Origin of the sequence: Halomonas chromatireducens (genome assembly GCF_001545155.1) — a bacterium.
Taxonomy (GTDB): domain Bacteria; phylum Pseudomonadota; class Gammaproteobacteria; order Pseudomonadales; family Halomonadaceae; genus Halomonas; species Halomonas chromatireducens.
This window is the reverse complement of the sequence record NZ_CP014226.1, coordinates 533,396-554,346: the sequence shown is the minus strand read 5'-3', so window position 1 is coordinate 554,346 and position 20,951 is coordinate 533,396. Positions and strand designations below refer to the sequence as shown.

The following is a 20,951-nucleotide window of genomic DNA, read 5'->3' as shown; positions in this document are numbered from 1 at the left end:
GTGCCGGCTCGATCGGAAACGGTAGCCCAGCTCGATATCCTGCTGCCGCCCGGAGGGGGCCAGGTCGGCTGTGCGCTCATTGTGTATCACCCGGCCGTCCAGCGTGCGAGACGGGAAGGGCGCATGGCTGTCGCAGCGAGTGCTGCAACTCCTCCTTGCCTCTCGGCATGGCAGTGTGACTGGCCGGTATCAGCCTGATCACGCCAAGCTTGCCCGCTGCACCTGCCGCCCGATCAGTCGATAAACGGGGAATAAACGGTATATCCCGCTATCCCAGCATCAGCTTCACTGCCGTAAGCAGCTGTCTTCCTACCGCATTCTGGTTACACTTGGTGAGCCATCTATCCCACTGGGGGCACTATGCCCAACCGTTCCGGCAGATGCCTCCTGACTGTGTGTGTCACGCTACTGCTGGCACTTGGCCTGCTCGCCTCACCGCGGCCACTGCTTGCCAACGAAGCGCCTCTGACACCGGTCAGCCTGCAGCTGCTTTGGTATCACCAGTTCCAGTATGCCGGCTACTACGCGGCCAAGGCGCAGGGGTACTTCCAGGAAGCCGGCCTGGACGTCGAAATTCGCGATGGTGGGTACCATACCGCTGGCCGGGCGGCGGATCCTGTGCGGGAGGTGGTCACCGGACGGGCTGACTTCGGCGTGTCCCGCTCGGACCTGCTCCTGCATCGTGCCCGCGGTGAGCCGGTCATGGTGGTGGCCAATATCATGCAGCGCTCGCCGCTGGTGTTCCTGACCCTGGAGCGCTTCGGCTTTTCTCGACTTGAGGAGGTCGGTGATCGTCCGATCAGCGTCACGCTGCCGGGAGTGGATGAGCGAATCAGTGCCGAAACGCTGGCTACCTTTCTCGCCGCCGGGGTCAATCTCGAGTCGCTGAACAACGCCGCACCGAGCTGGAACCTGCAGGACCTTTACGCGGGCCGGACACAGCTGGTGCCGGCCTACTCGACCGATGGCCTCTATGCCGTCAGACGGCATGGCGAGGTGCCGGTGATCATCCGACCCGCCGACTACGGGATCGATTTCTATGGGGACCTGCTGTTCACGCGCCAGGCCCTGGTGGAACAGCACCCAGAACGCGTCGCGGCCTTCCGCAAAGCCACCATCAGAGGCTGGGTGTATGCCTTTGAAAATCTCGAGGAGACCGTCGACCTGATCCTGGAGGCCTACCCCAGGCGCCATGGCGATATCGATCGCGACCTGCTGCTGCATGAGGCCGAACAGGTTCGCGAGCTGATGCAACCGAGTCTCATCGAGATCGGTTACAGCAACCCACAGCGCTGGAAGAGTATCGGTGACCAGTACCTGGCCATGGGCATGATCGACGGCTATGAGCTGGAGGGCTTCCTGTTCCAGCCTGCTCCTCCGCCCCTCACCACCCTGCTGCTCACCCTCTGGCGCTGGTTACTGCCCTTCATGAGCGTAGTTGTCGTGGCGGCAGGACTTGCCGGGTATCTGTTGTTCACCAACCGACGCCTCAAGGAGGAGATCCAGCGGCGTCGCGAGGCCGAGGCGGCCCTGCAGCAATTGGCCGACCGGGATGGGCTGACCGGGGCGGGGAATCGACGACTCTTCGAGCAGCAGCTCCAGCAGGAGTTTCAGCGCTCACGGCGCTCGCGCCATGCGCTGTCCATCATCCTGATGGATGTGGATAACTTCAAGCGGATCAATGATGAATACGGCCACCTGGTCGGCGACCAGGTGCTCAAGGAGATCGTCCAGGTGACCCGCAGCATGCTTCGCATCCAGGACCATCTTGCCCGCTATGGCGGTGAGGAGTTCGTGGTGGTGCTGCCCGAAACAGGTCCGGAAGAGGCCTGCCTGGTGGCAAAACGCATCCTGGAGGTCAACCGTACGCATCCCGTGCAGACAGAGGCCGGCGTGATCCGCTATACGCTGAGCCTGGGGCTCAGCGAGCTCCGCGACAGTGACCGTGACCCGTGGCAGATCATCCAGCGTGCCGACGCCAGCCTCTATGAAGCCAAGCATCAGGGCCGTGATCGCCTTTGCATCGATGCTGCGCCAACCCTCCCTTAATCGGATTAACCCCGGATCACGACCCGGGTACCGATGTTGAGCCAGGGATCCAGCGCGCGGATCTGATAGTTATCGACGGCGACACACCCTTCCGTCCAGTCGAAGCTTCGATGCACATCGGGATCGCCTCTGCCCAACCCATGCAGGCCGATCAGCCCCCCGAGGGCCGTGGTATGCGGTGCCCTGCCATGGCGCGCCCGGTAGGAGGCGATATAGTGGTACTCCTCGGGAGTGATCTTGCCGACCCTAAGCGCTTCGGAGGCCACCTGGGCATTGGGGTAATCGATACCGAAGAAGAGACCGAAGCGCGAGGCTCGATTGATCCGATCCACACGGAACTCGCCCAGCGGCGTCATGGAGCTACCCTTTGCTCGCAGCGGAGCCGCCCCTCCCGCCCCATAGGCCAGGTGCTCGATCCGCTTCATCACGTATTCACCGCGATAGACCATGACCAGGCGGCTCTTCAGGTCCACGCTGATCCAGATCTCATCCGGCGTCAGGCCGGCCGGCATCGCCATGGCATCGAGCGCGTGAAGGAACCCGGCCTGGGAAAAGGCCGGCTCGATGCGATCGTCGAGTGTCGTGGAAAAGTCGAAATTGGCCTGTGCCGCACCACTGCTCATCATGACCAGCGACGCAGCGAAAGCGGTCAACCAGTGTGTTGTCCTGTTCATGCTCCCCCTGCCCAGAGCGGTATCGTTTTTTTGATTACCGGCAGAGATTTTACCCATCTTTAATGTGTAACGTCTCGAACTTATTTCAAGTCTTTTCGCGCTTCTAATAATTTAAATATCCTGGCTAACAAGGAGCCACCGTGACGTTGTGCAACCCACAGGGCTCCCACCAAGTTCCAATCCTCGGACGGCTACCGGTCGAAGACCACGGTACGGCTGGCGTGCAGGAAAACGCGACGCTCCACGTGCAGGGCCACCGCACGAGCCAGGGTCAGACACTCGATGTCACGCCCCTTGGCGACAAGGTCTTCCGGGTAATCGGCGTGTCCGACCGGCTCCACCCCCTGGGTGATGATCGGCCCCTCGTCCAGGTCGTCGTTGATGTAGTGGGCGGTGGCGCCAACCAGCTTTACTCCCTTCTCATACGCCTGGTGGTAGGGCTTGGCACCCTTGAAGCCGGGCAGCAGGGAGTGGTGGATGTTGATCGCCCGGCCCGAGAGCCTGGTACACATCTCGCTGGAGAGCACCTGCATGTAGCGGGCCAGGATCACCAGTTCCGCACCGCTCGCCTCGATCTCCTCCCGAACCTGCGCCTCCTGTTCGGGCTTGGTTTCCGGCGTGATCGGGAAGTGGCGGTAGGGTATCCCGTGCCACTCCGCCAGAGATGCCAGGTCGGGGTGGTTCGAGACAATAGAGCGAATATCGATCGGCAACTGACCGGTGCGATAGCGATAGAGCAGGTCGTTGAGGCAATGATCGGCCTTGGAGACCATGATTACCACCGGCATTCGCGTGCCCGGTGCGGTCAGCTCGAAAGTCATTTCGAACTCGGCGGCACGTTCGGCAAAACCAGCCTGGAACGCCTCTGCACCAAACCCCTCCGCCTCCGGTCTGAACTCCGTGCGGATAAAGAAGTGGCCGCTCAGGTGATCGTCGAAGGATTGCTGCTCGGTGATGTAGCAGCGCTGCTCCTTGAGAAACCTTGTCACCACGTCCACCGTACCAAGCCGACTCGGGCACTGGGCGGTCAGGATCCAGCGGTTGTTCTTGTCTTGCATTTTCCGTTTCTCCGAATGGGGCCGGTGACGCACCGGCCCCAGCATCTCAAGCCTCGACGCCGATAGCGTACTCCTCGCCAGCATCCAGCAGCCAGCGATAGCAGTAGTCGGCGAAGCTGCGGCGCAATACCAGCTCCCAGCGATCCTCCGTCGGCCGGCGCAGGATCAGGCTGCTCTTGGCGAACACCGTGGTGACGCCCTTGCCCACCGGGAAGGCGTCGGGGTGGACGTCGTAGGGTGTCGACTTCATCAGCAGTTCGCAGGCTTTTTCGCCTGTCAGTTCAAGCAGCGTCTGGCCACCGCTGACATTGACGATAGCGTAGTGGGCGTCGCCCAGAGCCTGGCGCAGCTTGCCCTCCAGGACAAACTCCTCGCCACCGGGAACGATCAGCAGCCACTCGTCCGGCGAGAGCCACTGGACCGAACGCTCCCCGCTCTCATCATGGCTCAAGGTGTTGGGTCGCCCCGGCAGGCCGAAGCCGAGTACCCGACGGACGGCCTCATCCAGCACGATGGCGCCGCCACGCAGGATCAAATGGCCCAGCATGGCCCGCTCATGCAGCACTGCACGGCTTTTCTCACTGGCCTTCGGGCGGCCAGTATTGTGGTAGGACCAGGCCAGCGGGGACTCCGCCGGGACCTCGACCGAAGGCCGAGCGTCATAGAGGTTGAACCAGTTTGCGGTTTGTTCAGACATGCTGGCGCTCTCCCTTGGGGTCGTAGAAGACCGGACCGACGATTTCTGCGGCGTGAGCCTTGCCGTCGGCCGTGGGCAGGTAGACGGTCTCGCCCATTCGTTGATGACCACCCTTGACCACCGCCAGGGCGAAGCCGCTTTCGAGTGTCGGGCTGTAATAGCTCGACGTCACGTGACCTACCATAGGCATGGGGATGGCATGATCCGGGTCGAAGACGATCTGCGCGCCCTCTTCCAGCACCACCTTCGGATCCTTCGGCTTCAGACCCACCAGCTGCTTGCGGTCGGTGCGGCGGGTATCGGAGCGCGACAGGGCCCGCTTGCCCACCCAGGAGAAAGGCTTGTCGTAGCCGACGGCCCACTGCATGCCCAGGTCCTCCGGGGTCACCGAACCATCGCTGTCCTGGCCGGCGATGATAAAGCCTTTCTCCGCCCGCAGGACGTGCATGGTCTCGGTACCGTAGGGCGTCAGGCCGTACTTCTCGCCGTGCTGGAAGAGGGTCTGCCAGACGTGCAAAGCGTAGTTGGCCTGGACGTTGATCTCGTAGGCGAGCTCCCCGGTGAAGGAGATGCGGAAGACCCGCGCCGGCACCTCGGCCACCTTGCCTTCACGCCAGTCCATGAACTTGAACCGCTCGCGGTCGAGATCGATGTCGGTGATCTCGGCCAGCAGGTGGCGCGCCTCCGGCCCGGTGATGGTCATGGTCGCCCAGTGGTCGGTCACCGAAGTGAAGGTGACGTTCAGCTCCGGCCACTCGGTCTGGTGCCACAGCTCCAGCCACTCCATGACCCCGGCGGCACCGCCGGTGGTGGTGGTCATCAGGAAATGATTCTCGCCCAGGCAACTGGTGGTGCCATCGTCCATCAGCATGCCGTCGTCCCGGCACATCAGGCCGTAGCGGGCACGTCCGACCTCAAGCTTGGCCCACTTGTTGGTGTAGATGCGGTTGAGGAACTCGCGGGCGTCCGGCCCCTGGATATCGATCTTGCCCAGGGTCGAAGCGTCGAGTATGCCGACCTTCTCACGCACCGCCAGGCACTCGCGGGCCACCGCTTCCGCCATGCTCTCGCGTTCGCCGTTGGCGGCGTCAGGGCGTACTTGTGGAAAGTACCAGGGACGCTTCCACTGGCCGACGTCCTCGAACTCGGCGCCATTTTCCACATGCCACTGGTGCATGGCGGTATAGCGCTCGGGATCGAACAGCTCACGGCAATGGCGCCCGGCGATGGCACCAAAGGTCACCGGCGTATAGTTGGGCCGGAAGACCGTGGTGCCGACCTCGGGGATCGTCTTGTTCAGGCAACGCGCCGCGATGGCCATGCCGTTGATGTTGCCAAGCTTACCCTGATCGGTGCCGAAGCCCATGGCGGTGTAGCGCTTGACGTGCTCGATGGACTCGAAGCCCTCGCGGGTGGCAATCTCGATGGCCCCCGCGGTGACATCGTTCTGCAGGTCGACGAACTGCTTGGGCGCACGCAGGGTCGGCTTCTCATGGGGTACCTGGTAGAGCGCACAGGCAGCGCCTTCGCGGATGGCATCGACCTGGGGCAACTCGATATTGCCGGCCGAGTGGCCAAGCGTCTCGAGGGCCTGCGTAGCCATGGCGACGCCGTCGGCCAGCCCTCCCGCCAGGTTGTGGATCCCACGGGCGCTGCCGGCGGCATATACGCCTTTCACCAGGCCGGGCACGAAGCCCAGTACGTCGTCACTCCAGGACGGCCGCGCGCCGGTGTGGGAAGCCAGGTGGATCACCGGGCTGTAGCCGCCGGAGCTGGCGATGGTGTCGCAGGCCAGGGTCTCGGCCTGGCCGGAGACCTTGAAGGCCTCGGCGTCGATGGCGGCAACACGCACACCGCTGACCCGGGTGCTACCCTTGGCCTCCAGTACGGCCGAGCCCGTGATGACGCGAATACCACGAGCGCGGGCCTGTTCCACCAGCTCGCCGTCCGGCGCCGGGCGCGCATCGACGATGGCCACCACCTCACGGCCTGCCCCTTTTCCAAAGTCATGCCAGTCCAGGGCGGCGCGGTAGGCGTGGTCGTTAGTGGTTGAGAGCACCAGCTTGGTGCCCGGCACCACGCCATAGCGCCGAATGTAGGTAGAGACGGCACCGGCAACCAGGTTGCCCGGCACGTCATTGTTGGCGTAAACCAGCGGGCGCTCGTGGGCGCCGGTGGCCAGCAGCACCTGGCCGGCGCGCACGCGATGCATCCGCGAGCGCGAGGAACGAACGCCGTCGACAACCGGGGAGGTCTCGCCGAGATGCTCGGTGCGCCGCTCATGCAGCGTCACGAAATGGTGATCGTGGTAGCCATTGGCGGTGGTACGTGGCAAGAGGGTGACGTTAGCCCGCCCGGCAAGCTCAGCCAGCACTTGCTCCGCCCACTGAGCGGCGGGCTGGCTATCCAGCAGCTCACGGCTTTCGAGCAGCGAGCCGCCCATCTCCTCCTGCTCGTCGCAGAGGATCACCCGGGCGCCGCTGCGGGCTGCGGTCAGTGCCGCGGCCAGGCCGGCAGGGCCGGCGCCAACCACCAACAGGTCGCAGTGCTGGTTCAGATGATCGTAGACATCGGGGTCCGGCACCATGGGGCTCCGGCCCAGGCCCGCGCCCTTGCGGATGTATTTTTCATAGGTCATCCACATGGAAGCCGGGGCCATGAAGGTCTTGTAGTAGAAGCCCGGCGGCATGAAGCTCCCGCCCAGCTTGCCCACCAGACCCATGACATCGCGCTGGACGTTGGGCCAGCCGTTGGTGCTCTGTGCCGTAAGCCCATCGAACAACGCCTGCTGGGTGGCCCGCACATTGGGCACCTGGGCTGCCTCGGTGCTGCCCAGCTGGATCAGGGCATTGGGCTCCTCGGGGCCGGCGGCAACGATGCCGCGGGGGCGCGAATACTTGAAGCTGCGGTTGACGATATCCACGCCGTTGGCCAGCAGTGCCGAGGCCAGGGTGTCACCGGCATGGCCCTGGTAGCGCTTGCCGTTGAAGGTAAAGCTCAACGTGCGGGCTCGATCGATACGCCCGCCTTCACGAAGACGGTTCGGCTGTTTCAAGGACTTGCTCATGCCTTCTCTCCCTTGGCCGATGCCACTGCGGCGTTACTGGCGCCCACGGTCTGTAGGCCGCCATCGGCGACCTGGACGTTGCCCTGCATTTCCCGGCTAGCCAGACTTTCGGCAGTGATCGTCGGCTGTTCACCCATCTTGTAGGTCTCGAGGATCTCGTAGGACACGGTGTTGCNGGTCGGTCAACAGCCGATGATTGGCCCAGGGCAGACCTTTCGCTATACCAGTCGCGCTATCCTGGATGGGCCGGTAGGCGTCATGGAGGGGGCCTATACCTGTGTCGATACTGCCAGCCAGCGGCCCTTCGAGGTGGAAATCCCCCCCTTCCGACTGGCCACTCCCAACCAGATACACTGAAGCGACGAGAACGGCAGGGGGGGGCATATGACGACCGGACGACGGTGCGTATGCTCGCCCAGGAGATGGGCATCAAGTCCGGCAGTCTGTTCCACCACTTTCGCGACAAGCAGGAGATCCTCGCCGCAGTGATCGAGGAGGGGACCCAGAACGCCCTCTCGTTGGCGCGACATGCGCTCGAGCAGTGTGGCGCCTCGCCCGAGGAGCGGCTGCATGCCATGGCGCGAGCACATCTGGAAACCCTCTTGACCGATCGCAACGCCCATGTAGTGGCGCTCTACGAGTGGCGTCGCCTGGATAGCCAGGCCCGGGCACATCTCAGCCATCTTCGCGACGCCTATGAGGCGCTGTGGGAAGCGGTCATCGATGAGGCGCTGAATGCCGGCTTGATTCATGGTGATCGCTTTCTGGTTTCGCGGTTCGTCATGGGGGCGCTGAACTGGACGGTACGCTGGTACGATCCCGAGGGCCCCCGCAAGCCCGAGGACCTGGCCCATGAATTGATCGCCATGATCGCTCCTTCCACCCACGCCGTCCCGGCGGGGTCGACCAAGGTATAGGCTCACAGAACCGTCACGGGGGTTGCCCTGCGCGCGCTTTGCTTCTAGCTTGTACCTAGCGCTTGCTAGGTTGACGCTTACGTTAACTGAATCTATCAAGAAGTAGTCAGTCTTCTACAGCGCAGGTGTCCTCGAGGTCACCTGTACAGCAGCGAAACGTTTCGCCATTGCCAACAACAAGCACAAAGGAGCAGACGGTTCACGTCGCACGTCATACGGTCACTTCCGGCCAGTGTGAGAGTGCCGCGCCGAATCGGGTTCCGAGCACAAGAGGGCAGTAAATGAGCACCCATTCCCTTCCCGAGTATTCCACCTTTCTCGAGCGCTTTTCTATCGAGGAGGTCATTGCCCGGCTCGACGACCATCGGGACGGCAAGTTCAACGCCTTTGAATCCTGCTGTGGCACGCATCTGCGTACGGGGCGTGGTGATGTGCTCGCCCTGGTGCATGAGGATGCCAGCGGTAACGTGAACCAGATGACCTATGCCGAGCTGGAGGCAGAAAGTGCCAAGCTGGCCGGCTGGCTGTCTGAGCGGGGCCTGGGGGTGGGCGACCGGATCGCCTGCATGTTGCCGCGCTCGCCGCAACTCCTGGTGGCGGTGCTGGCGACCTGGCGCATCGGTGCCGTCTACCAGCCGCTATTTACGGCCTTCGGTCCGGATGCCGTGGATTACCGCCTGGGGCGTGCCGACACCAAGCTGGTGATTACCGATCATGCCAATCGATTCAAGTTCGAGGGGCTCACCCTGTGCCCGCCGGTACTCGCCGTGGGCGGGCCGAGCGCCGGGCATGGTGATGACCTGGACTGGAGCGATGCCCTCGCGCATTCACCCATCGAGACTCAGCCGCCACGTCTGTCACCGGAGGCCCCGTTCCTGCAGATGTTCACCTCCGGTACCGTGGGCAAGCCCAAGGGAGTGGCGGTGCCTCTCTCCGGCATGCCGGCCTTCGCGCTTTACATGGAGCTGGCCATTGACCTGCGCGAGGACGACCGCTTCTGGAACATGGCCGACCCAGGCTGGGCCTATGGCCTCTATTACGCCATTGCCGGGCCGCTGCTGTTGGGCGTCACCACCCATTTCTGCGAGGCTGGCTTCAGTGCCGAGGGCGCCATGGCCTTCATGAAACGCCATCGCATCACCAACTTTGCCGCCGCCCCCACCGCCTACCGGCTGATGAAAGCCTCGGGGCTGTTCGATAGTGCCCATGAGGTACTCGATCTTCGGGTGGCCAGCTCCGCCGGTGAGCCGCTCAACACCGAGGTGGTCACCTGGGTCGAGCGTTCACTGGGCTGTCCGGTCATGGACCACTACGGCCAGACCGAAACCGGCATGACCTGCTGCAACCACCACGCCCTGGCGCATCCCAAGCATATCGGCGCCATGGGTGTGCCGATGCCCGGCTACCGGCTGGCGATACTGGATGCCGAGTACAACGAGTTGCCGCCAGGCGAGCCGGGCGTACTGGCGGTGGATGTCGAGGGTTCTCCCGCTCACTTCTTTGCCGGCTACACCTGGCAGGAGAAGCACCCTTTCGCCAAGGGCTACTACCTGACCGGCGACGTTGTGATCCGCAACGAAGACGGCACCTTCCAGTTTGCCGGCCGCGATGACGACATCATCACCACCGCCGGGTACCGGGTCGGGCCTACCGATGTAGAGAACACGGTAATGACCCATCCAGCGGTGGCGGAGTCCGCGGCCGTGGGGCAGCCTGACGAGATTCGAGGCGAGATCATCAAGTCCTATGTCGTGCTGCGCGACGGCTACGAGGCAAGCGATGCGCTGGCCGACGAGATCCGTCAGCAGGTGCGTGAGCGACTCTCCACCCACGCGTTTCCCCGGGTGATCGAATTTGTCGATACACTGCCCAAGACGCCCAGCGGCAAGATACAGCGCTTCAAGCTGCGCGCCGATGCCGCTGAGAAGGCCGAGACAGAAGCCGCCAAATGAACACTGTGGAGACACGCTAGATGCAACTGAAGGACAACACCTTTCTGATTACCGGCGCCGCCTCCGGCCTGGGGGCGGCCACCGCGGAGCGCATCGTCGCCGCCGGCGGGCGCGTGATGGTGTGCGATCTCAATGACAGCGTGGTGGCGCATGCGGAAAGCCTGGGGGAGAGCGCCCGGGCCTGTCGTGGCGATGTGACATCGGCTGTGGACATGCAGGCCGCGGTCGATGCTGCCGTGGCGCTGGGCGGCGAGAAGGGCATGGCGGGCGTGGTGCACTGTGCCGGCGTCGTCAGCGTTGCCAAGCTGGTCGACCGTGAGGGCAACCCCGCGGACCTCGACGCCTATGCCCGTACCGTGCAGATCAACCTGGTGGGCACCTTCAACGTCATGCGGCTGGCGGCTGCCGCCATGGCTGGCAACGCGCCGGGCGAGGACGGAGAGCGTGGGGTGATCATCAATACCGCCTCCGTTGCTGCCTTCGACGGCCAGGTGGGGCAGTGTGCCTACAGTGCTTCCAAGGCCGGAGTGGTGGGTATGAGCCTGCCGGCGGCCCGTGAGCTCTCGCGGCATGGCATTCGCGTCATGGCCATCGCTCCCGGGGTCTTCCAGACCCCGATGATGAGCGAGATCCCCGACGAAGCCGCCAAGGCCTTGGCTGCCTCGGTGCCGTTCCCCAAGCGACTCGGCAAGCCCGATGAGTTCGCTCGCCTGGCCGAACAGATCATCGGCAATCCGATGCTCAACGGTGAGGTGATCCGCCTCGACGGCGGGATTCGAATGCAGTAGTACCGTTTGAAAAGCGCTGAGGAGTGAGGGCTTGGCATCAATTGGCTGGCGCGCTAGATTGTGGTGCAAACCGTAATCCGGAGCGCCAGCCATGGCCCAGAATGACACCTGTTCTACATTACAGCTCGACGATCAGCTCTGCTTTGCCCTCTATTCTACCTCGCTCCTGATGACCAAGTTCTACAAGCCCCTGCTCCAGGCTCTGGGCCTCACCTATCCACAGTACCTGGTCATGATGACGCTGTGGGAAGAGGATGGTCTTACTGCGGGTACCATCAGTCGCCGACTAATGACCGATACCGGTTCTTTGACGCCCATTTTCAAGCGCCTGCAAGCCGACGGCTTGCTCAAGCGAGTACGTAGCACCACCGATGAGCGAGTCGTCGAACTTTTCCTGACCGGCGCCGGGCGGGAGCTACGCGAACGTGCCGAGGAGATCCCGGACTGCGTGGTGATGGCCAGCGGCGCGTCCTTCGACGATCTCAACTCCCTCAAGGCAAGGCTTGAAACACTGCGCGCGCGTCTACAGGAAGCCATGCCCTGAACCTGGGCCTGAACCTGGCCCAAGGCCGACGTCACCCGACATGCACACCGATAGAATTCCGCGTGCTTCGTTTGGCAAAAGGTTCAAACAAGCGCTTGACTCTCGATCTTTTGCAGGCTAGTTTCAAACACATGTTTGAAAGCGGCTGCTGCCGCCTTCACGCGCCCAACTTCAGGCGACCCTCAGCGGTGAGCCTTGGCAGCGACCCTTTGTGGCGACCTTTGTGGAGAGTAAGATGCCCGACTATCAGGCCCCCCTGCGCGATCTGCGCTTCGTAATGGACGAGATGCTGGAATTCCCCGCTCACTACGCTCGCCTGCCGGGCGGTGAGGAAGCCTCTCCCGATGTGGTAGCCGCTATCCTCGAGGAGGGCGCACGCTTCGCCCGCGAGGTATTGCTGCCGCTGAACCAGACGGGGGACCAGGAGGGTTGTCTGCTCGAGGGTGGCGAGGTCAAGGCCCCCAAGGGCTTCAAGGCTGCCTACGAGCAGTACGTGGAGGGTGGTTGGCCCAGCCTGGCTGCCTCGCCGGAACATGGGGGTCAAGGCCTGCCTCATTCGTTGGCCATGGTGCTCAACGAGATGGTGTGTTCCACCAACCTGGCCTGGGGCATGTACCCGGGGCTTTCCCATGGCGCCGCCGATGCCCTCCGTCATCACGGCACCGAAGAGCAGCAGTCCACCTACCTGACCAAGCTGGTGGAAGGTGTGTGGACCGGAACCATGTGTCTGACCGAGCCTCACTGCGGTACCGACCTGGGGCTGATCAAGACCCGTGCCGTGCCCACCGCAGACGGCGCCTTTGATATTACCGGCACCAAGATTTTCATCTCGGCCGGTGATCATGACATGGCCGAGAATATCGTCCATCTGGTGCTGGCGAAGTTGCCGGACGCCCCCGAGGGCTCCAAGGGCATCTCGCTGTTCGTGGTGCCAAAGTATCTGCCCGACGCTGAAGGCAATCCCGGTGAGCGCAACGGCGTCTCCTGTGGCTCCCTTGAGCACAAGATGGGCATCCACGGCAACGCCACGTGTGTGATGAACTTCGATGGTTCCCGTGGCTACCTGGTGGGTCCGCCCAACAAGGGACTGGCCTGCATGTTCACCATGATGAACGCGGCCCGGCTGGGCGTGGGCATCCAGGGTCTGGGTCTGGCCGAGGCGAGCTTCCAGAACGCCCTGGCCTATGCCCGTGACCGCCTGCAGATGCGGGCGCTCTCCGGCCCCCAGGCGCCAGATAAGCCTGCCGATCCCATCATCGTCCATCCGGACGTGCGCCGTATGCTACTCACCCAGAAGGCCTTCGCCGAAGGCGGGCGTATGCTGGTGCTCTATACCGCCCAGATGCTGGATATCGTCGAGCATGGGCAGGATGCCGCCGAGCGAGAGCAGGCGGAGGTGTTGCTGGGTCTGCTCACACCCATCGTCAAGGCGTTCCTTACCGAGGTGGGCTTCGAGGCCACCAATGAGGGCGTCCAGGTCTTCGGCGGCCACGGCTTCATCCAGGAATGGGGCATGGAGCAGCTGGTTCGTGATGCACGCATCACCCGGCTTTATGAGGGCACGACGGGGATCCAGGCTCTCGACCTGCTTGGCCGTAAGGTGCTGATGAGTCAGGGCGAGACGCTCAAGGTCTTCACCAAGCAGATCCACAAGTTCTGCCAGGCCGAAGCCGATAATGCCGAGCTGGCGCCATTCGACCGCCCACCGTACCGCAAGGCCAGGCGCGCCTGCGTATTACCCTCAGTGCGCGACATACCCACGACACCCTCGATGCCCTGCTGGAAGCCCTGGCCGGCCTTCAACAGACGGAGCGTGCTGCATGACGAAACTGGTACTGCTCTCCGGCTGGGGCATCGATGCCCGGATCTGGCAGCCTCTTGCCCCCTACTGGCCCGATGATGTCGAGGTGACGACACCCGACTGGCCGGGCTATGCCGGTCAGGCGCTCGATGAAATGCTGGCCCCCGATGACCTGGCCGGCCTTGGTCGCCGGATGGCGGCGGCGCTTCCTGCCGATGCAATCTGGGTCGGCTGGTCGCTGGGCGGGTTGCTTGCCTGCGCTCTGCTTGCGCACCTGTCTGCACCACGCACCCTGGTCATGCTGGGAACCGGCCCCCGATTCTGCAACATGGAGGGTGTCACTCCGCAGGAACTGGGCACCTTCCGAAGAGCCTTCGCACGCAGCCCGGAAGCGACCTGGCAGCACTTCCTGCGCTGGCAGCTTCAGGGCGAACCCGACCCACGCACAGCCCGCCGACGGCTGCTGGACCTGATCGGCAGAAAGCCCAGCGCATCCCACTCGACGCTGGCCACGGGACTCACCCAACTGGCCACGCTCGATGTTGCCCCTATACTGGCCGCCCCCCCCTGCAGCGTACTGCGCATGGCAGGTCAGCAGGACCCCCTGCTCTCGCCCGCTTCGCGACACGCCGCCGACGTCACACTCAGCGCAACAGGACACTGTCCGATGCTCACCCGTCCAGACCTGCTGGCAGACCATCTGGTAGATATCGCCCAGCACGCTGGCGATGGCCGGAACGAAACCGCCGGCAGCAGGGAGGAAATGTCATGACGGTGGCCGCTCACGTCGTCATCACCCCTGTCGAAGCCGACACTTGGCGCAGCCGGGTGGCTCACGCATTCTCCCGCGCCGCTTCCCGCTATGCCATCCTGGCCGGAGCGCAGCTATCCATGGGCGAGACGCTCTGGCGCCATCTGCCCTCGCGTGCTGCAGCCATCCTCGACCTCGGCTGCGGCCCAGGGCACTGGAGCGCGCGCCTGGCCTCTCGCTACGGGCAGAATGCCCGGGTAACCGGCCTCGACCTGGCCCCCGGCATGCTCGCAAAGGCTCGCGACGACCATGGCGAGTGCATTCGGTGGCTCCAGGCCGATGCCGGCGCGCTGCCGCTGGACAATGCGACGCAGGACCTCGTCTTCTCCAACCTGGCCATTCAGTGGTGCCCCGACCTGGATGTCGTGCTGTCGGAAATTCAACGCGTACTGCGCCCAGGCGGCCGGGCTCTGATCAACACCCTGGGGCCGGGCACCCTGGGCGAAGTGGCCCATGCCTGGTCCTCCTCCGCCCTGCTCGGCTTCCGCTCCCGCGAGCACCACCTGATCGCTGCGCAACTGGCGGGCTTCGACGGCGTCCGGCTGGAGGAGAAAGTCGAGCGTTTCTTCTATCCGGACCTGGCCGCGGTGACGGCATCCATCAAGGGCGTCGGGGCTCAGACTGCTCGCCCCGACGCCTGCCTCACCCGAGCCGACCTGGCCCGAGCCCAGCGCCGCTACGAGTCCCTGCGCGAGCCCCGGGGCCTGCCGGTGAGCTACACGCGCCTGACGCTGATTCTCGACAGGAAATGAGCACAATGCCTGCCTATTTCGTCACCGGAACCGACACCGACGCCGGCAAGACGCTGGCCACCGCCGGCCTGCTGGCCCTGGCTCGTCGCCAGGGCCTCACCACCCTGGGGCTGAAGCCCGTCGCCTCGGGCTGCCGGCGCACCTCAGCAGGGCTGCGCAACGACGATGCCCTTGCCCTGCAGTCGCGCAGCGAGCCAGCCGTGCCCTATGCCGTCGTCAACCCCTTCGCCTTCGCGCCCGCCATCGCCCCTCACCTGGCGGCAAGGCGGGACGGCCGCGTCGTCACCCTGACGGCCCTGGAAAGCCATGTCGAGCCGCTGCTGGAGGGCCTCCAGGAGCTGATCCTGATCGAAGGTGCCGGTGGGTGGCGGGTTCCGCTCAATGACAGCGAGGACCTCTCGGGACTGGCCCTGCGCCTCGAGCTACCGGTGATCCTCGTCGTCGGCCTGAAGCTTGGCTGCATCAGCCATGCGCGACTGACGGCGGAGGCGATCCAAGCCGATGGCCTGCGCCTCGCCGGCTGGATAGGCAACCTGCTCGACGCCGGCTTTGCCACCGATACGACCCTCTATGAAGAGAATCTGGACACCCTCGAGCGCACCCTCCCCGGGCCCTGTCTCGGCATACTGCCACGCCTGGACGCCGTCGATGAGCAGATACGCCCCGAGTCCGCCGCCACCTGCCTCGTGCTGCCCGATGACGATTGACTTGCCGGCGGGCGTCCGTACAATGTGGACGCCTGCCCAACCCTGCGGATGTGGTGGAATTGGTAGACACGCCAGATTTAGGTTCTGGTGCCTTCGGGCGTGGGAGTTCAAGTCTCCCCATCCGCACCATTTCAATACATTGATTTCCTTCATTTCTTTTTGCTTTGCAATGCGAGGCAAGCATTTCGCGTGCCTGGTAGCCTGGCACCGTACCGTCCTGAACCCGCGCCCCTGCCCTCACTCCCTTCCTGTCCGTCGCCACCCAACGGAGGCTATTTGATGTCCCACGTCTGGCACCCCTATGCCCATCTAAAGACACAGTCGCCGGCGCCAAGGGTAATCGGCGGCGAAGGACCTCGTTTCACTCTGGAGAGCGGGGAACGGCTGCTCGACGCCACCTGCTCCTGGTGGTGCATGATCCATGGCTACGGTCACCCCCGCCTGGTGGCGGCGATACGCGAACAGGCGGGCGAGCTGTGCCATGTCATGCTCGGCGGGCTGAGCCATGAGCCAGCCGATCGGCTGGCCGGGGAGCTCGTTCGCGTCACCCCCGAGGGTCTCAACCATGTCTTCTTCTCGGACAGCGGCTCGGTGGGCATGGAAGTGGCCATGAAGATGGCGGTGCAGTATCACCAGTTGAGAGGCAAGCCCGGCAAGCACCGGCTGCTCTCCCTGATGAAGGCCTATCACGGCGACACGGCGGGCTGCATGGCGGTCTGCGACCCCGAGGAGGGCATGCACTCACTGTTCGCCGGCTACCTGCCCCGGCACCACTTCGCCCCTGCCCCCACGGCACCCTTCGACGCCGATCCGGCCTCGGTCCAGGCCGATCTCGACCGCCTCGAAGCGGTGCTGGAGCGTCATCATCAGGAGATTGCGGCCCTGCTGATGGAGCCGCTGCTGCAGGCGGCGGGTGGCCTCAACATGACCTCCCCCCACTATCTCGTTGGCGCGCAGGCGCTATGCGAGGCGTACGACGTGCTGCTGGTCTTCGACGAGGTGGCGACCGGCTTCGGCCGCACGGGCACGCTGTTCGCCGCCGACCACGCCGGTATTACGCCGGACATCATGGTGCTCTCCAAGGGGCTGACCGGCGGCTACCTCGGCCATGCGGCGACGCTGGCCACGGACCGGGTGCATGACGCCTTCATCGGCGACAGCCCCGATCATGCTTTCATGCACGGCCCCACCTTCATGGGCAATCCGCTGGCCTGCCGGGTTGCGCTGGAGAGTCTCGCCATCTTCGAGGAGGAGCGCTACCTGGACCGGATCGCCGTCCTTCATCGGATCCTGCGCGAGGAGCTGGTGCTGGACACCCGCCTGCGCGCGCACCCCCTGGTTGCCGATGTCCGCGCCCTGGGTGCCACCGCCGTGATCGAAGTCCGGGATCCCGCCTCGTTGAAAGGCGTCGCGGAGTACGCCCGCCGCCAGGGCGTCTGGCTGCGATCCTTCGGACGCTGGCTCTATACCATGCCGGCCTATATCACCTCGGAAGAGGACATGCGCCATATCACCGCCGTGATGAAAGCCTGGTTCGCCTGATGCACAAGCGCCGCACTCCTCACGGAGCGCGGCGCTTGTGTGATGCCGGGCCTGAAGAGACTGCCGGCTGTCAGGCCATGGCGGGCTGGGCGTAGGAGATCGGCGACAGCTCGCGCTCGTTCTCGAAGGTCACGATCTCGTAGCAGTCGGGCTGAGCGAGCAGGGCACGGCAGAGCTGGTTGTTCAGCGCATGGCCCGACTTGATGCCGCGGAACTCACCGATAAGGCTATAGCCCAGCAGGTAGAGATCACCGATGGCATCAAGCACCTTGTGCTTGACGAACTCATCCTCGTAGCGCAGGCCACCCTCGTTGACGATGCGATAGTCGTCGACCACGATAGCGTTGTCGAGGCTTCCGCCCAGCGCCAGATTGTTCGCCCGCAGGTACTCGAGATCACGCATGAAGCCAAAGGTACGTGCCCGGGATACCTCCTTGACGAAGGAGGTGGTGGAGAAATCCACCACGGCAGTCTGCTTCTGGTCTTCGAAGACCGGGTGATCGAACTCGATGGCAAACGACACCTTGAAACCCTGATGGGGCAGGAAGCGCGCTTCCTTGCCCTCCTCCTGCACCAGCACTTCACGCTTGATGCGGATAAACTGCTTCGGCGCTTCCTGCTCGGCGATGCCCGCCGACTGGATCAGGAAAACAAAGGGGCCGGCACTGCCATCCATGATCGGGACTTCGGGAGCACTGACATCCACGTAGGCATTATCAATGCCCAGACCCGCCAGGGCCGACATCAGATGCTCAACCGTGGCGACCTTGACGCCGTCCCGTGACAACGCGGTACACAGCGTCGTATCGGTAACCAGCGAGGCGCTAGCCGGAACCTGAACCTCCGGGTCGAGGTCGGTGCGCACGAAAACGATACCGGTATTCACCGGTGCCGGGCGCAGCGTCAGATAGACCTTCTTGCCGGAATGGAGTCCGACGCCGGTGGCGCGGATGCTGTTTTGCAGGGTGCGTTGTCTGATCATGGGCAGTAGCCAGGCAGTTGTTAGTTATCAAACACCGTTCACTATAACACCGAACAAGTGTTTCAACAAAAAAACATCACCTGACCCTGCCAGATCGCGAAGCAAGCCGATCTCAATCGGCCTGACGGCGCAGGAAGGCCGGGATGTCGAGATAGTCATCCAGTTCCTGTGGCGTGCGGCGCTTCTCGGGCTGCGGCTTCGGGGCCTCTTGAGGCTCTGACTTGACCGCTGCACTTTGCTGACGCATGGCCGGCTGAGCGCGCTGACGATATTCGCTGCCCTCGGAGCGCTTGCTGCTCTCGCGACCGGCCATTTTCTGCTGACGCCCTTCCAACCCCGCCGCCACGACGGTGACGCGCAGTTCGTCGGTCATGTCCATATCGATCGAGGTACCCACCACGATGGTAGCATCCTGGGAGGCGAACTCCTGGACTGTAGCACCCACATCGTTGAATTCACCGATGGAGAGATCCGGGCCGGCCGTGATGTTGACCAGGATGCCGCGAGCGCCATGCAGGTCGATATCCTCGAGCAGCGGGCTGCGAATCGCCTTCTCGGCGGCCTCGCGGGCGCGATTCTCGCCGGTGGCACCGCCCGTACCCATCATAGCCATCCCCATCTCGGACATGACGGTGCGCACGTCCGCGAAGTCGACGTTGATGATACCGGGGCTGGTGATCAGCTCGGCAATGCCCTGCACCGCCCCCAGCAGCACATCGTTGGCAGCACTGAAGGCCGTCAGCAGGCTGGCGTTCTTGCCCAGCACCGACAGCAGCTTCTCGTTGGGGATGGTGATCAGGGAGTCGACATGCTCGGAGAGCTCCTTCATGCCCTCCTCGGCAACCCGCATGCGCTTGGGGCCTTCGAACGGGAAGGGGCGCGTCACCACGGCCACGGTGAGAATCCCCAGTTCCTTTGCCACCTGAGCAACCACCGGCGCACCGCCGGTGCCGGTGCCGCCACCCATGCCGGCCGTAATGAAGACCATATCGGCACCACGGATCAAGTCGGCGATGCGCTCCCGATCCTCCATGGCGGCCTGACGGCCGACCTCGGGATTGGCACCCGCGCCCAGGCCCTTGGTGATCTCGCCACCGAGCTGGAGCACGGTTTTCGCCGACACCCGCTTGAGCGCCTGGGCGTCAGTATTGGCGCAGATGAATTCCACACCTTCGATATTGCTTTCGACCATGTGGTTGACGGCATTACCACCACCACCGCCCACGCCGACTACCTTGATGACCGCACTGCTCGAGGGTGCGCTATCTACCAGTTCGAACATAAGCCCCGTCTCCTGGACCGCGCCGCGGCCCTAATCAGAAATTTCCTTTCAACCAGCCCTTGATTCTTGCCAGCGCCGGAATCCCTTCCATTACTCCACGCCGGGAGACGTCATCACGCCCAGGCTGTGCCGCGACCAATTTGCCTTCGCGCCCCCGCCCGTTCCGCACCTCCTGAAGGGCGTAATGTAACAAACCAACGCCCGTCGAATAAATCGGGTTGCGTACTACATCCGCCAGGCCTCGCACGTTCAGGGGGCAGGCAATGCGTACCGGCATATGGAATATCTCCTCGGCCAGCTCTACCACGCCCTCCATCCGCGACGTTCCGCCCGTCAATACCACGCCAGCCGCCACCAGATCCTCGAAGCCACTGCGGCGCAGCTCGTCACGAATCAGTGTGAACAGCTCCTCGTAGCGTGGCTCGACCACCTCTGCCAACGCCTGGCGGGAAAGATCCCTTGCCGGACGGTCGCCAACACTGGGCACCTTGATCATTTCGTCGCTGGAGGCCAGCTGCGTCAAGGCACAGGCGTACTTGACCTTGATTTCCTCAGCGTACTGGGTCGGCGTTCTCAGCGCCATGGCAATGTCGTTGGTAACCTGGTCGCCGGCAATGGGTATCACCGCCGTATGGCGTATGGCGCCCTCGGTGAAGACGGCTATATCGGTGGTGCCACCGCCGATGTCCACCATGCAGACGCCCAGCTCACGCTCATCCTCGGTAAGCACCGCCATGCTGGAGGCGAGCTGTTCGAGAATGATGGCATCCACCTCGAGCCCACAGCGACGAACGCACTTGTCGATATTCTGAACCGCGTTGAGTGCCGCGGTCACCAAATGGACGCGCGCCTCGAGTCGAACACCGGACATGCCCAGCGGCTCGCGAATACCACCCTGGGTGTCGATGGAAAATTCCTGGGGCAATACGTGCAGGACTCGCTGCCCTTCCGATATTGCCCTTGCCCTTGCCGAATCAATAACGCGGTCGATATCGGTCGACATGACTTCGCGATCTTTTATCGCGACCACGCCATCGGAATTCATCGAGCTGATATGACTGCCGGCGACCCCCACATAGACCGAATGGATATCGCAGCCGGCCATCAATTCGGCCTCTTCCACGGCACGCTGAATTGACTGCACCGTAGATTCGATATTGATCACGACGCCCTTCTTCATGCCCCGAGAGGGATGAGAGCCGATGCCTGCGATCTCGATACCGCCATCATCGGTTGGCTGTCCGACAATCGCCACCACCTTGGATGTTCCGATATCCAGTCCGACTACCATGCTAGATGAATTGGAAGTGACTGCCATGCGCCGGGGT

General features: G+C 63.6%; 18 protein-coding genes, 1 tRNA gene and 1 pseudogene. 12 read left to right on the top strand and 8 right to left on the bottom strand.

Features of this window, described 5'->3' with window-relative positions:
- Positions 1–360 precede the first annotated feature (360 nt).
- Complete coding sequence (locus LOKO_RS02630; protein WP_066444716.1) at positions 361–2,049, top strand: GGDEF domain-containing protein; 1,689 nt, start codon at positions 361–363, stop codon at positions 2,047–2,049.
- Between the two features lie 5 nt (positions 2,050–2,054).
- Here LOKO_RS02630 and LOKO_RS02625 read toward each other — a convergent pair whose 3' ends face one another.
- The 5 genes from LOKO_RS02625 to LOKO_RS02605 all read right to left on the bottom strand — a co-directional run bounded on the left by LOKO_RS02625 (position 2,055) and on the right by LOKO_RS02605 (position 7,712).
- On the bottom strand, positions 2,055–2,723 hold the full coding sequence (locus LOKO_RS02625) for a L,D-transpeptidase (protein WP_158509920.1): 669 nt from the start codon (positions 2,721–2,723) through the stop codon (positions 2,055–2,057).
- A gap of 191 nt (positions 2,724–2,914) precedes the next feature.
- Positions 2,915–3,781: a formyltetrahydrofolate deformylase gene (gene purU / locus LOKO_RS02620; RefSeq protein ID WP_066452182.1), complete on the bottom strand. Its 867-nt coding sequence runs from the start codon at positions 3,779–3,781 to the stop codon at positions 2,915–2,917.
- A 46-nt stretch (positions 3,782–3,827) separates the two neighbouring features.
- Positions 3,828–4,478 carry a sarcosine oxidase subunit gamma gene (locus LOKO_RS02615; RefSeq protein WP_066444710.1) on the bottom strand — a complete coding sequence of 217 codons (651 nt, stop codon included), beginning with the start codon at positions 4,476–4,478 and terminating at the stop codon, positions 3,828–3,830.
- Positions 4,471–7,545, bottom strand: coding sequence for a sarcosine oxidase subunit alpha family protein (locus LOKO_RS02610; RefSeq protein ID WP_083517393.1), 3,075 nt, complete (start codon positions 7,543–7,545; stop codon positions 4,471–4,473). The genes LOKO_RS02615 and LOKO_RS02610 overlap by 8 nt, the downstream gene beginning before the upstream one ends.
- Positions 7,542–7,712, bottom strand: a complete 171-nt coding sequence (locus LOKO_RS02605; protein WP_335339201.1) for a hypothetical protein — start codon at positions 7,710–7,712, stop codon at positions 7,542–7,544. Before LOKO_RS02605 ends, LOKO_RS02610 begins: the two co-directional genes overlap by 4 nt.
- A gap of 10 nt (positions 7,713–7,722) precedes the next feature.
- Here LOKO_RS02605 and LOKO_RS02600 point away from each other — a divergent pair.
- From LOKO_RS02600 to bioA, 11 genes and pseudogenes are all read left to right on the top strand, one after another.
- Positions 7,723–7,902: pseudogene (locus LOKO_RS02600) on the top strand (ApaG domain-containing protein); the annotation flags it as partial.
- The gene (locus LOKO_RS02595; protein ID WP_066444709.1) at positions 7,899–8,462 is read left to right on the top strand and encodes a TetR/AcrR family transcriptional regulator; all 564 of its coding nucleotides are present in this window, start codon (positions 7,899–7,901) and stop codon (positions 8,460–8,462) included. The pseudogene LOKO_RS02600 and the gene LOKO_RS02595, both read left to right, overlap by 4 nt.
- Positions 8,463–8,743: 281 nt before the next feature.
- Positions 8,744–10,414: an AMP-binding protein gene (locus LOKO_RS02590; RefSeq protein ID WP_066444705.1), complete on the top strand. Its 1,671-nt coding sequence runs from the start codon at positions 8,744–8,746 to the stop codon at positions 10,412–10,414.
- Between the two features lie 20 nt (positions 10,415–10,434).
- The gene (locus tag LOKO_RS02585; protein WP_066444703.1) at positions 10,435–11,202 is read left to right on the top strand and encodes an SDR family NAD(P)-dependent oxidoreductase; all 768 of its coding nucleotides are present in this window, start codon (positions 10,435–10,437) and stop codon (positions 11,200–11,202) included.
- Positions 11,203–11,293: 91 nt separating this feature from the next.
- A complete protein-coding gene (locus LOKO_RS02580; protein WP_066444700.1) occupies positions 11,294–11,746 on the top strand; it encodes a MarR family winged helix-turn-helix transcriptional regulator in 453 nt (150 codons plus the stop codon).
- A gap of 235 nt (positions 11,747–11,981) precedes the next feature.
- Positions 11,982–13,646, top strand: a complete 1,665-nt coding sequence (locus LOKO_RS02575) for an acyl-CoA dehydrogenase family protein (RefSeq protein ID WP_269465396.1) — start codon at positions 11,982–11,984, stop codon at positions 13,644–13,646.
- Positions 13,567–14,319: an alpha/beta fold hydrolase gene (locus LOKO_RS02570; RefSeq protein WP_066444697.1), complete on the top strand. Its 753-nt coding sequence runs from the start codon at positions 13,567–13,569 to the stop codon at positions 14,317–14,319. Before LOKO_RS02575 ends, LOKO_RS02570 begins: the two co-directional genes overlap by 80 nt.
- The gene (locus LOKO_RS02565) at positions 14,316–15,110 is read left to right on the top strand and encodes a methyltransferase domain-containing protein (RefSeq protein ID WP_066444691.1); all 795 of its coding nucleotides are present in this window, start codon (positions 14,316–14,318) and stop codon (positions 15,108–15,110) included. The genes LOKO_RS02570 and LOKO_RS02565 overlap by 4 nt, the downstream gene beginning before the upstream one ends.
- Before the next feature lie 5 nt (positions 15,111–15,115).
- Positions 15,116–15,817 carry a dethiobiotin synthase gene (gene bioD, locus LOKO_RS02560; RefSeq protein ID WP_066444688.1) on the top strand — a complete coding sequence of 234 codons (702 nt, stop codon included), beginning with the start codon at positions 15,116–15,118 and terminating at the stop codon, positions 15,815–15,817.
- Between the two features lie 44 nt (positions 15,818–15,861).
- Positions 15,862–15,946: transfer RNA gene (locus LOKO_RS02555), tRNA-Leu, on the top strand.
- Between the two features lie 147 nt (positions 15,947–16,093).
- Entirely contained in the window at positions 16,094–17,359 is a 1,266-nt protein-coding gene (bioA, locus tag LOKO_RS02550) for an adenosylmethionine--8-amino-7-oxononanoate transaminase (protein WP_066444686.1), read from the top strand.
- Between the two features lie 70 nt (positions 17,360–17,429).
- On the opposite strand, the gene lpxC is transcribed toward bioA, so the two are convergent.
- From lpxC to ftsA, 3 genes are all read right to left on the bottom strand, one after another.
- Entirely contained in the window at positions 17,430–18,341 is a 912-nt protein-coding gene (gene lpxC / locus LOKO_RS02545; RefSeq protein ID WP_066444683.1) for a UDP-3-O-acyl-N-acetylglucosamine deacetylase, read from the bottom strand.
- Between the two features lie 112 nt (positions 18,342–18,453).
- On the bottom strand, positions 18,454–19,623 hold the full coding sequence (gene ftsZ / locus LOKO_RS02540) for a cell division protein FtsZ (RefSeq protein WP_066444681.1): 1,170 nt from the start codon (positions 19,621–19,623) through the stop codon (positions 18,454–18,456).
- Between the two features lie 34 nt (positions 19,624–19,657).
- Complete coding sequence (gene ftsA, locus LOKO_RS02535) at positions 19,658–20,941, bottom strand: cell division protein FtsA (RefSeq protein ID WP_066444670.1); 1,284 nt, start codon at positions 20,939–20,941, stop codon at positions 19,658–19,660.
- Between the last annotated feature and the right edge of the window lie 10 nt (positions 20,942–20,951).

Coding starts and splice junctions, on each gene's coding strand:
- LOKO_RS02630 (WP_066444716.1), top strand. CDS start 361: ATGCCCAACCGTTCCGGCAGATGCCTCCTGACTGTGTGTGTCACGCTA.
- LOKO_RS02625 (WP_158509920.1), bottom strand. CDS start 2,723: ATGAACAGGACAACACACTGGTTGACCGCTTTCGCTGCGTCGCTGGTC.
- purU (WP_066452182.1), bottom strand. CDS start 3,781: ATGCAAGACAAGAACAACCGCTGGATCCTGACCGCCCAGTGCCCGAGT.
- LOKO_RS02615 (WP_066444710.1), bottom strand. CDS start 4,478: ATGTCTGAACAAACCGCAAACTGGTTCAACCTCTATGACGCTCGGCCT.
- LOKO_RS02610 (WP_083517393.1), bottom strand. CDS start 7,545: ATGAGCAAGTCCTTGAAACAGCCGAACCGTCTTCGTGAAGGCGGGCGT.
- LOKO_RS02590 (WP_066444705.1), top strand. CDS start 8,744: ATGAGCACCCATTCCCTTCCCGAGTATTCCACCTTTCTCGAGCGCTTT.
- LOKO_RS02585 (WP_066444703.1), top strand. CDS start 10,435: ATGCAACTGAAGGACAACACCTTTCTGATTACCGGCGCCGCCTCCGGC.
- LOKO_RS02580 (WP_066444700.1), top strand. CDS start 11,294: ATGGCCCAGAATGACACCTGTTCTACATTACAGCTCGACGATCAGCTC.
- LOKO_RS02575 (WP_269465396.1), top strand. CDS start 11,982: ATGCCCGACTATCAGGCCCCCCTGCGCGATCTGCGCTTCGTAATGGAC.
- LOKO_RS02570 (WP_066444697.1), top strand. CDS start 13,567: ATGACGAAACTGGTACTGCTCTCCGGCTGGGGCATCGATGCCCGGATC.
- LOKO_RS02565 (WP_066444691.1), top strand. CDS start 14,316: ATGACGGTGGCCGCTCACGTCGTCATCACCCCTGTCGAAGCCGACACT.
- bioD (WP_066444688.1), top strand. CDS start 15,116: ATGCCTGCCTATTTCGTCACCGGAACCGACACCGACGCCGGCAAGACG.
- lpxC (WP_066444683.1), bottom strand. CDS start 18,341: ATGATCAGACAACGCACCCTGCAAAACAGCATCCGCGCCACCGGCGTC.
- ftsZ (WP_066444681.1), bottom strand. CDS start 19,623: ATGTTCGAACTGGTAGATAGCGCACCCTCGAGCAGTGCGGTCATCAAG.
- ftsA (WP_066444670.1), bottom strand. CDS start 20,941: ATGGCAGTCACTTCCAATTCATCTAGCATGGTAGTCGGACTGGATATC.